The 10,456-nt window shown below is 60.2% G+C and carries 12 protein-coding genes; 3 read left to right on the top strand and 9 right to left on the bottom strand.

The features are described 5' to 3' along the window. Positions 1-396: 396 nt before the first annotated feature. The 9 genes from AruPA_RS14000 to AruPA_RS13960 are packed head-to-tail and all read right to left on the bottom strand — an operon-like array spanning position 397 to position 7,457. Positions 397-1,404 carry a zinc-binding alcohol dehydrogenase family protein gene (locus AruPA_RS14000; RefSeq protein WP_265637347.1) on the bottom strand — a complete coding sequence of 336 codons (1,008 nt, stop codon included), beginning with the start codon at positions 1,402-1,404 and terminating at the stop codon, positions 397-399. A gap of 44 nt (positions 1,405-1,448) precedes the next feature. Continuing rightward, entirely contained in the window at positions 1,449-2,159 is a 711-nt protein-coding gene (locus AruPA_RS13995) for a M48 family metallopeptidase (RefSeq protein ID WP_265637337.1), read from the bottom strand. Further along, a complete protein-coding gene (locus AruPA_RS13990) occupies positions 2,156-2,623 on the bottom strand; it encodes a YcgN family cysteine cluster protein (RefSeq protein WP_265637336.1) in 468 nt (155 codons plus the stop codon). Before AruPA_RS13990 ends, AruPA_RS13995 begins: the two co-directional genes overlap by 4 nt. A gap of 38 nt (positions 2,624-2,661) precedes the next feature. Beyond that, entirely contained in the window at positions 2,662-3,405 is a 744-nt protein-coding gene (locus tag AruPA_RS13985; protein ID WP_265637335.1) for a lipid-binding SYLF domain-containing protein, read from the bottom strand. 60 nt (positions 3,406-3,465) lie between these two features. Further along, a complete protein-coding gene (locus tag AruPA_RS13980) occupies positions 3,466-4,092 on the bottom strand; it encodes a histidine phosphatase family protein (protein WP_265637334.1) in 627 nt (208 codons plus the stop codon). 14 nt (positions 4,093-4,106) lie between these two features. Beyond that, positions 4,107-4,907 (bottom strand): ABC transporter permease, encoded by an 801-nt coding sequence (locus AruPA_RS13975; protein WP_265637333.1) that lies wholly within the window; start codon positions 4,905-4,907, stop codon positions 4,107-4,109. Further along, positions 4,904-5,635, bottom strand: a complete 732-nt coding sequence (locus tag AruPA_RS13970) for an ABC transporter ATP-binding protein (RefSeq protein WP_265637331.1) — start codon at positions 5,633-5,635, stop codon at positions 4,904-4,906. The genes AruPA_RS13975 and AruPA_RS13970 overlap by 4 nt, the downstream gene beginning before the upstream one ends. Further along, a complete protein-coding gene (metW, locus tag AruPA_RS13965; protein WP_265637329.1) occupies positions 5,632-6,276 on the bottom strand; it encodes a methionine biosynthesis protein MetW in 645 nt (214 codons plus the stop codon). Before metW ends, AruPA_RS13970 begins: the two co-directional genes overlap by 4 nt. A 35-nt stretch (positions 6,277-6,311) precedes the next feature. Continuing rightward, positions 6,312-7,457 carry a homoserine O-acetyltransferase gene (locus tag AruPA_RS13960; protein ID WP_265637328.1) on the bottom strand — a complete coding sequence of 382 codons (1,146 nt, stop codon included), beginning with the start codon at positions 7,455-7,457 and terminating at the stop codon, positions 6,312-6,314. Positions 7,458-7,563: 106 nt separating this feature from the next. Between AruPA_RS13960 and AruPA_RS13955 the strand changes: the two genes are divergently transcribed. From AruPA_RS13955 to AruPA_RS13945, 3 genes are read left to right on the top strand one after another with little or no spacing between them, the layout of a single operon-like run. After that, entirely contained in the window at positions 7,564-8,451 is an 888-nt protein-coding gene (locus AruPA_RS13955) for a chorismate mutase (protein WP_265637327.1), read from the top strand. Then, positions 8,448-9,542: a histidinol-phosphate transaminase gene (hisC, locus tag AruPA_RS13950; protein WP_265637326.1), complete on the top strand. Its 1,095-nt coding sequence runs from the start codon at positions 8,448-8,450 to the stop codon at positions 9,540-9,542. The genes AruPA_RS13955 and hisC overlap by 4 nt, the downstream gene beginning before the upstream one ends. Next, positions 9,535-10,422 carry a prephenate/arogenate dehydrogenase family protein gene (locus tag AruPA_RS13945; protein ID WP_265637325.1) on the top strand — a complete coding sequence of 296 codons (888 nt, stop codon included), beginning with the start codon at positions 9,535-9,537 and terminating at the stop codon, positions 10,420-10,422. The genes hisC and AruPA_RS13945 overlap by 8 nt, the downstream gene beginning before the upstream one ends. The last annotated feature ends 34 nt before the right edge of the window (positions 10,423-10,456 follow it).

Genomic DNA, 10,456 nt, shown 5'->3' with positions numbered 1-10,456 from the left:
ACCACCCGTCCCGCCCTGGCACCACCCCTTCGTGCCCTCGTTCGACGCCAAAAAAATGTGGCGCAAAGGCCCGCGGGGCTGATGCACGCCTAATTCGTTACGATAACGAAACAATATACCCAAAAAAGCAAGGGAAGTTCTTCTTTTTTGTGAACAAAAAAGAAGCAAAAAAAACTTTGTTAATTTGGGTCTGCGGCTGTGAAAACGCCCGTGCCTCAGGGTCAGAAAGTTTTTTGCTTCTTTTTTACAAAAAAGAAGCCTTCCCTACTCTTCAACACGCACCCCCGCCAAACCCCACCTCCGAAATCCTGACAGACTCTAAGCGTCCGTTTCAAATCAGTTCATCAACCGGCGCGTCCTTGGGCCGCAGGCGACAGGTCCGAACTGGCGGCTTCGTCAGAAACCCTCGAGGACGATCTTGCCGCGGGCAGACCCTGATTCGATGGCGGCATGGGCACGACGCAGATTGGCGGCATTGATCCGCCCCATTGAACTTGTCATCGTCGTCCTCAGGATGCCTTGATCAACGAGGCGGCTCACCGTCTGCAGAATATTGTGTTGTTCGATCATGTGATCGGACTGATGCAGCGCGCGCGCAAACATATATTCCGTGTGAAGCGAGGCGGATTTATTGAATAGGCCGCTTAAATCGAGCGGGGCGGACGACTCGATCAGCCCGATCCGCCCATGCGGTGCCAGCAGCGTGGTGAGAGCCCGCCAATGATGCTCGATCTGGTTGGTGCAAAAAATATAGGCCGGCGCAGGTACTTCAATGGTTGCGAACTGCGCGGCAAGGTCTTTGTGATGATTGATCACATGGTGCGCGCCGAGCGCACTGCACCACTCAACCGTTTCCGGCCTCGAGGCGGTAGCCACGACCATGAGGCCCGTGAGGCGTCGCGCCAGTTGGATCGCCATCGATCCCACGCCACCCGCACCACCGACGATCAGGAGCGTGTCTTGCTTTACTCTGTCGCGCGGGATCTTGAAGCTGTCGAACAGCATTTCCCACGCCGTGAGGCTGGTGAGCGGGAGTGCCGCCGCCTCAGCGAAGCTTAACGTCTTCGGTTTTCGCGCGGCGATACGCTCGTCGACAAGCTGAAACTCCGCGTTGCTGCCAGGCCGGTCGATGGCACCGGCGTAGTAAATCTCGTCGCCGATTCCGAAATTTGTGACGTGGGAACCCACAGCGCGCACGATGCCGGCAGCATCAAATCCCAATATCCGCGGTTCGCCAAGCGGTTCGCTGCGTCGGCGAACCTTGGTATCGACCGGATTTACCGAGACCGCCTTGACCTCGACAAGAACATCGAAGCGCCGCGGTGTCGGCTCCGGCACATCGAGATCAATCAGGGCCTCTTCGGCCGTAATCGGCAAAGAATGAGTGAATGCGACTGCTTTCATGCGGCGATCCAAATCTGTAATGCGCGCCCCTTTGTGCGCTGCGATCAGCCGACACGCAACAGCCCGGGGCCATGGTTATGCAGCCACGCGGTTGCCGCGCGCCGATGAGGGGTGAGACTATCGGTGAGGGCCCAGAACGTAGGAGCATGATTCATATGCCGCAGATGGGCGACCTCGTGGGCGATCACGTAGTCCTGAACGAAGTCAGGTGCCATGACCAGGCGCCAGGAGAACATCAGGGTTCCGTCAGCCGTGCAGCTGCCCCACCGGGATGTTGTGTCCTTCACCCGCACGCCGCGGAGAACGGCAGGGATAAGGCTCGCCTTGGCCGCGGCGCTCGCGCGGAATTTATCACGTGCCAAGCTTTGTAACGCATCCCGGACGCGCCGGGCTACAAATTCGGGTTGCCCGGATACGCGTATTTGCGAATCGCCGATCACCGCAGCACCCCGATGCTTTGGGTCGATGACGATCAGATGGGTCTTTCCGGATACCGGGATGGTACCGCCGGCGACAATCGTCATGGGAGCGGGCAGGGCGGCCAGCCGTTCGGCAACCCAGGTTTCATGTCCGCGGAGTAGGGCGAGCCCGGCACGCCGCGAGCTCTTCGGAGGCAAAGTGATCACGACGCCCCCAAGTTGCGGGTCGATCTTCAAGGCCACCCGTCGGGCCCGAACGCTGCGCCGCCACCGAATCGATGCAAGCCTGCCGCCTATGATGACGGACTCATCGATTGACTCGAACGATGCCGTCATCGACGCTGTTTTGGCCAACGGGCAGGCCAGGCCACGATATGATGTTCCAAGGGTCCGGCGTCATCCTCGCTGATCACTCGGTCCGAGACCGATGCGCCCGCTTTGCGGGTACTATCGACATCGCCGGTCACGAGCGGATGCCACGCCGGAAGGGGACGCCCATCCGCGACCAGGCGATAAGCACAGGATGGCGGCAGCCAGTCGATCTCTGTCAACGCAGCAGGGGTCAAGGAAATGCAGTCGGGCACCGCACGTGTCCGATTTACATAATCAGTGCATGCGCAGCTTCGCGTGTCGAGCAGTCGGCACGCGACGTTCGTGAATTCCAGTTCACCGGTTTCATCGTCGCGCAATTTGTGCAGACAACAGCGACCGCACCCGTCGCAGAGAGATTCCCACTCCGCCTCGGTCATCTGATCGAGGCGTTTGACTACCCAAAACGGTTCGGCGCCCGACTGCGACATACTCGCAATCTAGCGCCGATCGCGTCGTGAGGGAATGTTTATCCGCCGAATTTGGCCAACATCGCGCGGAGCGGATTGGCGCCGGCATTATTGGCCGACATCGTGACAACAATCTGCCGCGGATCGATCAACTGGCCGTAATACTGCTGATCTAACGCCGAATCGTTGGAGAAGACCGAGCCCGACAGCGAGATGCCACCATATAAACCACGTGCCTTGGCAAACGTGATGATATCGGCGCCCAGTGCCGTCCCCGTCGAGCCGCCGACACCCGCCCCGATTGTTGCAACGGAAATTCCCGCATCGGCACCGATTTTAAACTGGCTGTTCAGGAAGGCGTTGAGAGCTGTGTCGTTCATGAGCATCATGATCACCTCGGCATCTTGAACGCCGATTTGCAGACCGAAACTGCCACTGCCCATTGTGTAGAACGCGGGATCGGACCAGGAACCCGTTGCGGCCCTCGAAACCAGCACGCAGTCACCGCCCTCGCCGCCGATGAAAAATCCAGCTTTGAAGATCCGCGGACAAACCACAACCGCCTTCGCGCGCCGCAGAAACTGCGTCGCTTGATTGGCCTGGGCGGAACCGTTGCCAAGCATGGTCTCGACCGAAAGCGTCGATCGGTCGACCAGTTCTTGGGCGCCGTTCGAACCACTCGACCCGCTGGCGCATGCGGACAGCGGCAGCGCCAGCAGAAGGGCGGAGAGGCCGATTTGTCCCGCTCGCCAGACATGGGCCCGGGGCGTTGTTTGAGGTGGCATTGCCGACGATCGATCCATTTTGTGGGCTCCGGGATATGTTGCTGCACGCAGATATAGAGGATGTCGTGGTAATTTAACTCAAATGGACATTTGTTCATTCAGCGACACCACACGCCAGGCGTGGCCGTAGTGCTCGAGACGGGATATCGAAAGATTGTCGACCGCCAAGCTCAGGGCCTGATCTGAGGTGAGCTGGAGGGCTTCGGCGATCGCCGCCCGAATCGCGCCGCCATGGGACACGACGATCACGGTTTTCCCGGCGTGCATTTTTGCCAAGCTCTCCATCGTGGGTCCGACGCGCGCGCGCATCTGGCTGAAACTCTCGCCGTCTGGCGGTATTTCTTCACCGCCCACGGGCCAGAACGGATGCTTGGTGGGGCGGTTGATGAAATCAGTCATGGCTGAGCCTTGCCAGGCGCCGAAATCTTGCTCGATCAAGCCGGCCTCAACGTATAACGGGACCGGCCCATAGCCCGCTTGCATGATCGCCTCCGCGGTTGCTCGGGTGCGCGACAAAGGGGTAACGACCCAGTGGGCAGGTTTGGGCAGGATAGCACCGAGCGATGCATAGCGTCGGCTGTCGGATGAAAGTCGGGATGGGCAGATCGGCACATCCATCTGCCCATAAAGAACGGGCAGATATTCAGGTGCAACGATGGCATGACGAATGAGGCAGAACCGCGTGAGCGGTTGGACTTGGGACATTGCGTGAAAAATCCTTATTCCCCAATGGAAATCAATGCGCCGGTGGACCGTGCCACGCGGAACTGGAGTGAAAAAATGCCGATAGCCATCATCATCCAGAGGCCATTGAGCCCAAGCGCATACAGAAATTGGGTCCAGTTTATTTGGTTTTGATACAAAATCTCGCGCATCGCCGAAAATATATGTTCCGCGGGAATGATTTTCGCGATCACCTGTAACCATCCCGGCAAAACTGTCACCGGATAGAAGACGCAGGCCAGAGGCGTGATGCCGAATGCCAACGTCCAGGCGAGAGCTTCCGCGGATGCGCCGTAGCGAAACAGCAGCGCGATGACTCCGAGGGACATCCACCAGCCCATCAGCATCAAATTCAGCAACAGGAGCAGCAGTGGAAGGCCGAGCGAAAAGATGTTGAAAGCGTACAGAAAGGCGGCAATTAGCGCAGCCGGGGCCAACCCGATCATCGTGCGCATTACCGAAACACAAAGGAGCGCGGCCACGAGTTCGCGCGGGCGCAATGGGCTTACGAAGATATGACCCAGATTGCGCGACCAGATTTCCTCGAGAAATGAAATCGTGACACCCATCTGGGAGCGGAGTGCCACTTCCCAGAGCAGAACCCCGCCGATCAGCGAGCCACCGGTCTTCAGGGCTATGTCGGCTTGGCTATGGGCCACGAATTGGGCGGTGAACCCCCATATCAACAGTTCGAGGGTGGGCCAATACGCGAGCTCGACGATCCGCGGCCAGGAGCGGCGATAGAGGCAGAGGTGGCGATAAACCAACCCCCATATCCGTCGGAGCGCGGCCTTCATACCGGCGTCGCCGCGCGCGCAATCGTGAGAAAAACTTGCTCCAGATCGTCGCGGCCATACCGGGCAATCAGGGCGTCCGGCGTTCCCTGGTCGACAATTTTACCATGTTTCATCATGAGAACGCTTGAACACAATCGTTCGACCTCGCTCATGTTATGGGATGCGAGCAGGATCGCCGCACCTGATTCCGCGCGGTAGGCTTCCAGTCTGGCTCGAACATAATCGGCCGTATCAGGATCGAGGCTGGCGGTCGGTTCATCGAGGAGCAACAGATCGGGACGGTTTATGAGGGCTTTGGCGAGGGCGACCCGCGTTTTCTGACCGGCCGACAATGCGCCGGCCCGCCGGTCAAGCAGCGATTCCAGATCGAACTCATGGGCGAGGTCCCTGATCCGCGTCTTGAGATTGGGCACATTGTACAAATGGCCGTACACAGCCAGATTTTCGGCGACCGTCAATCGCATGGGCAGCGCTACGTAGGGCGACGAGTAGTTCATGCGTGCAAGGGCAGCGAAACGGTCACGGGCCATGTCGTGGCCGAGTATTTCGATCGCGCCTTGATCAGGAACCAGAATGCCCAACAGCATTGAGATCGTCGTTGTTTTGCCGGCACCATTGCCGCCGAGCAAACCGATTGTCGCACCGTTCGGAACCGTAAAATCGATCCGATCCACGGCGGTGACCGTACCGAACCGCTTGCTCAGGTTTCGCACGATCACGGCGCTCATCGCGCGGGATCAGTGACTTCGGGCGGTTTGGCATGCGTCCGCCGATCGTGGCGCAGAAGGAACAAGCCCTGTTCGCCGAACAAATTGGCCAGCAAAGGCGCTCGGCGCCACGGGGCCCGCCGTCCGGCCTCGTCAGCGGCAAGCCAGTGTTCGACGCGGTATCCTTCGCTATCACAAAGATCAAAGAAATCCCGGATCGTGCATGGATGTATATTGGGCGTTTCGTACCACATCCGGTTCCAGGTCTTGGTCATGGGCATCCTGCCAGTCGAGAGCAACTGCCAGCGTAAACTCCAGTGTCCGAAATTCGGAAAACTGACGATGGCGCGCGTACCGATCCTGAGCATTTGCCGAAGCACTTCGCGGGGTCGCTCGACGGCCTGTAACGTCCGCGACAGTACGACATAATCGAAGGCATCATCGGGGTAGTGAGACAGGTCGGTGTCGGCGTCGCCTTGCATGACCGGCAGGCCATGGGCGACGGCCCGTGTTACTTCCGCCATGTCGATCTCAACACCGCGCGCATCACAATTCAGGGTACGGAACAGGTGTTCGATCAATGCGCCGTCGCCGCAGCCGATGTCGAGCACCCGTGAACCCGGGCTGATCATGCCGGCAATCAACTCGAGGTCGACACGCATATTCTTTGCGACGAAGCGGACCGGCGCCGGTGCGTTCACGACAGGCCCGCAGCTTCAGCGGCGCCGGCAAGGAAACCGGCGACGGTTCGATGAAAATCGGGTTCATCAAGCAGGAACGCGTCGTGACCTTTGTCACTCACGATCTCGACGAAGCTGACATTCGCGGCCGCCTGGTTCAATGCGCGTGCCATCGCGCGACTTTCGGCGGTCGGAAACAACCAGTCTGAGCTGAATGAGACCAGGAGAAAACGCGTTTTGGAGCCCCTGAAGGCTGTTGCCAACGAGCCGCCGTGGTCAGCTGCAAGGTCGAAGAAGTCCATCGCCCGGGTGATACAAAGGTAGGAATTGGCATCAAAACGCCGTACGAAGCTCGACCCCTGATGCTCGAGATAACTCTCGACGGCGAACCGTTCGCCAAACAGGACCGGAGTCTTGGTGTTGCCGCCCTGCAAACGCCGACCGAATTTGCGCGTGAGTGCGGCTTCGGAGAGGTAGGTGATATGCGCGGTCATCCGGGCAACCGCGAGGCCGCGGGCGGGGATGACGCCGTGCGACGCGTAAAAACCATCGTGAAAATCGGGGTCGGCGAAGATGGCCTGTCGACCGACTTCGTGAAACGCGATGTTTTGAGCGGAATGGTATGGCGCAGTGGCGACGGGTACGGCGGCAAACACCGTGTCCGGGAACATTGAGGCCCACGCCAGAACCTGCATGCCTCCCATAGACCCCCCGACCACGGCAAATAACCGCGTGATCTGGAGTGAATCCACCAGCATCTTTTGTGCCCGAACCATGTCCTGAACGGTTATCGGCGGAAACTCGATACCCCAAGGTTCCGCCATCCCGGGTGCCCGGGGGCTGCGCGGTCCGGTGGAACCCATGCAGCCGCCCAGAACATTCGAACAAATGACGAAATACCGATCGGTATCGATCGGTCTGCCCGGCCCGACCAACGTGCCCCACCAGGCCGGCTTGCCTGTCAGCGGATGGGGCTCGGCAACGTATTGATCGCCGGTCAACGCATGGCACACAAGAACAGCGTTCGTGCGCGCGGCATTGAGGGTTCCATAGGTCCGGTATGCAATCGAAACCGGTGCGATACGAACGCCGCAATCGAGCAGCAGTCCGTCCGCAAAGGCCTCGTGCCGATGTGATATTTCGGGGAACGGCGTTTGATCCATGGCGTGCCCGCTATGCCCTCAACCGGCCTGTGTCGCAAGAAGCGGCTCTTGCCGTGCGCTACGCCTCCTGTATCAAAGACCTTCGCCACCATGAACTCGGGTTCGCATGTCTGACACGTCATCTATGTCGCCGCCGTATGATGCGGCACCGGAAGCACTCGCACGGTTGCGTGCGGAGATCGATGCCCTGGACGAACGCCTGCATGATCTGCTGATGGATCGGGCTGAAATCATCGAGCGTGTCACGCGGGATGGCGGTAAGCGTGGTGTGCCGATCCGCCCTGGTCGCGAAGCATCCATGCTGCGGCGACTGCTGGCCCGGCATCACGGCGCTTTGCCCCCGCAAACTATTTTAAGGATATGGCGGGAACTGTTTTCCGGTGCCCTGATGATCGAGGGTGGGTTGACCATCGCGGTGGCCGACGGCGCGCAAGCCGAGCTGCCGGCCGTTGCGCGCGAACATTTCGGTCCCCTGACCAGTCTGCGGCGGCATCGGACATCGTCGCAAGCACTGGCCGATCTAACCAACAGTGCGGCGCATGCGGCGGTACTTCCACTACCATCGGATGAGGATGACGATCAGGCTGCCTGGTGGGTTGGGCTGATGCACGGTGGGGTGCCCCGCCTTGCGATTGTCGCGAAACTTCCGTTTTGGGCGCGCCGCACCGAAGGAGTGCCGCAGGCGGGTGCCTACGTCGTTGCCTCGCTGACCCCTGATCCGAGCGGGTCGGATCGGAGTCTGATCGGAATCGAGATCGCGCCGGACACCAGCACCGCGCGGATTGCAGGCTTGCTGACGGAAGCGGGGTTCGACGTGGGCTCGATCCTGCCGCGCCGGGCGGCCAAGCGCGAAGTGGGCTACGCGCTTGCCGACGTCGAGGGGTTGGTCGCGCGCGATGATCCGAGGCTCGCCACCATTACCGGGTTTCTGGCAACGCCGGTCATTCTTGGGGCCTATGCGGTACCCTTCGGCGCGGCGGGCCTCTCGCGGTGAGGTCGGAGCTGCGGCCGCGCCCATCGATTTTTTCGGTCCCCCCGTATGTCGGCGGCGAGTCGAAGATCGACGGCGTCAACCGGGTGATCAAACTATCATCGAACGAGGGCGCGTTCGGCCCACCCCCGAGCGCGATCGCGGCGATGCAGGCTGCTGCCGCTTCGGCTTACCGGTATCCGGATGGTGCCTCAACGACGCTGCGACGCGCCATCGGCAAGGCGTTTGACCTCGATCCTGCCCGGATTGTTTGTGGCAACGGATCGGATGATTTGATCGGATTGCTGATCCAATCATACGGTGGCGCGGGCACCGAACTGGTCATGAGTGCACACGGGTTCCTCATTTACGAGATTGCGGCGAAGCTGGCTGGAATGGTCGTGCGCAAAGCGGCGGAACGCAACCTGACAGCCGATATCGATGCAATGTTGGCGCAGGTCACGCCGGCGACCCGGATGGTGTTTTTGGCCAATCCGAATAATCCGACCGGGAGTCTGGTTCCGGCCGCCGAGGTAAAAAGGCTCCGCGGCGCATTGCCGGCGGATATTCTGCTGGTGTTGGACGCGGCCTATGCGGAATATGTCGATCGGGCAGATTACGATCCGGGCATCGAACTGGTCGAGGCTGGTCACAACACGGTGATGACCCGAACATTTTCGAAAATGTTCGGTCTGGGCGGCGCAAGGTTAGGGTGGGCGTACGCTCCCGAGGCGATCGTGGACGTGCTCAATCGAACCAGGATGCCGTTCAATGTCAGCAGCTTGGCGGCGGCGGCCGGTATCGCCGCGCTGACGGAGATCGGCTGGATCGAAAAATGTAAAAGTCACAATACATCGGCGCGCGCCACGCTGCGAGACAAACTGGTCAAGGCCGGTCTGACTGTGCATCCAAGCGAGACCAATTTCGTGCTCGTCGATCTGGGCACTGCTGCCCGCGCGGCACTTGCCGATGAGCATCTCCGGCAACGCGGAATCATCGTCAGAAATGTCGCCGCCTACGGATTGCCGCAGTGTCTGCGGGTGACGATTGGTTCCGATGAACAATGCAGCGCCGTGGCGGAAGCCTTCGCCGAATTTGTGGCTTCGCATGGCTGAACCGCTCTTTGAACGGCTAGCCCTGATAGGGGTGGGGTTGATCGGTTCATCCATTGCGCGGATTGCCCGCGCACGGGGAGACATCGCGCGCACTGTTGTGGCCAATGCCCGAACAACAAAGACACTCACGCGGATCGCCGAGCTGGAAATCGCCGATGTCTGCGAGATCGATCCGGTTCGGGCGGTCGAGGGCGCCGATTGCGTCGTTCTTTGTGCGCCGGTCGGCGCCTATGCATCGTTGGCGGCAGCAATCGGGCCGCACCTCGCACCGGGCGCAATCATCACGGATGTGGGATCGACCAAGCAATCGGTCATTCGCGACGTTGGACCGCATGTGCCGCAGGGTGTTCATTTTGTGCCCGGCCATCCGATGGCCGGCACCGAGTTTTCCGGGCCGGATGCCGGTTTTCCCGAGTTATTCGAGGGCCGCTGGTGCTTGTTGACGCCGCCTGTTGGCACCGACCTTGCCGCAGTGCAGCGGATCAAGACGTTTTGGGAGCGGTGCGGTGCGAGTGTCAGCATCATGGATCCTGTACATCATGATCGGGTGGTTGCGATCGTCAGCCACCTTCCTCACCTCATCGCATTTACGATTTGCGGCACCGCGGATGATCTGGCCGATGAGACGCGCAAGGAGGTCTTGCAGTTCGCGGCGTCCGGGTTCCGCGATTTTACGCGGATCGCCGCTTCCGATCCGGTGATGTGGCGCGACGTTTTTCTGAACAATCGCGAGGCCTTGCTCGAGATGCTTGCGCGCTTTACCGAGGATGCCCAGGCAATGGCCCGCGCCGTGCGGTGGGGTGATGCGTCGTATATCGAAGATCGAGTGATGCGGGGGCGCAAGATCCGCCAGGCGCTGATTGACATCAATCAGGCCTGATCACCACGCACCGGTCGACTGCTTGGCTCGGTAC

Source organism: Acidiphilium sp. PA (assembly GCF_026191915.1).
In the GTDB taxonomy this organism is placed as follows: Bacteria; Pseudomonadota; Alphaproteobacteria; order Acetobacterales; family Acetobacteraceae; genus Acidiphilium.
The sequence above is the reverse complement of the archived record's forward strand: the minus strand, read 5'-3'. Positions and strand labels throughout refer to the sequence as shown.

Coding starts and splice junctions, on each gene's coding strand:
- AruPA_RS14000 (WP_265637347.1), bottom strand. CDS start 1,404: ATGAAAGCAGTCGCATTCACTCATTCTTTGCCGATTACGGCCGAAGAG.
- AruPA_RS13995 (WP_265637337.1), bottom strand. CDS start 2,159: ATGACGGCATCGTTCGAGTCAATCGATGAGTCCGTCATCATAGGCGGC.
- AruPA_RS13990 (WP_265637336.1), bottom strand. CDS start 2,623: ATGTCGCAGTCGGGCGCCGAACCGTTTTGGGTAGTCAAACGCCTCGAT.
- AruPA_RS13985 (WP_265637335.1), bottom strand. CDS start 3,405: ATGGATCGATCGTCGGCAATGCCACCTCAAACAACGCCCCGGGCCCAT.
- AruPA_RS13980 (WP_265637334.1), bottom strand. CDS start 4,092: ATGTCCCAAGTCCAACCGCTCACGCGGTTCTGCCTCATTCGTCATGCC.
- AruPA_RS13975 (WP_265637333.1), bottom strand. CDS start 4,907: ATGAAGGCCGCGCTCCGACGGATATGGGGGTTGGTTTATCGCCACCTC.
- AruPA_RS13970 (WP_265637331.1), bottom strand. CDS start 5,635: ATGAGCGCCGTGATCGTGCGAAACCTGAGCAAGCGGTTCGGTACGGTC.
- metW (WP_265637329.1), bottom strand. CDS start 6,276: ATGCGTGTCGACCTCGAGTTGATTGCCGGCATGATCAGCCCGGGTTCA.
- AruPA_RS13960 (WP_265637328.1), bottom strand. CDS start 7,457: ATGGATCAAACGCCGTTCCCCGAAATATCACATCGGCACGAGGCCTTT.
- AruPA_RS13955 (WP_265637327.1), top strand. CDS start 7,564: ATGTCTGACACGTCATCTATGTCGCCGCCGTATGATGCGGCACCGGAA.
- AruPA_RS13945 (WP_265637325.1), top strand. CDS start 9,535: ATGGCTGAACCGCTCTTTGAACGGCTAGCCCTGATAGGGGTGGGGTTG.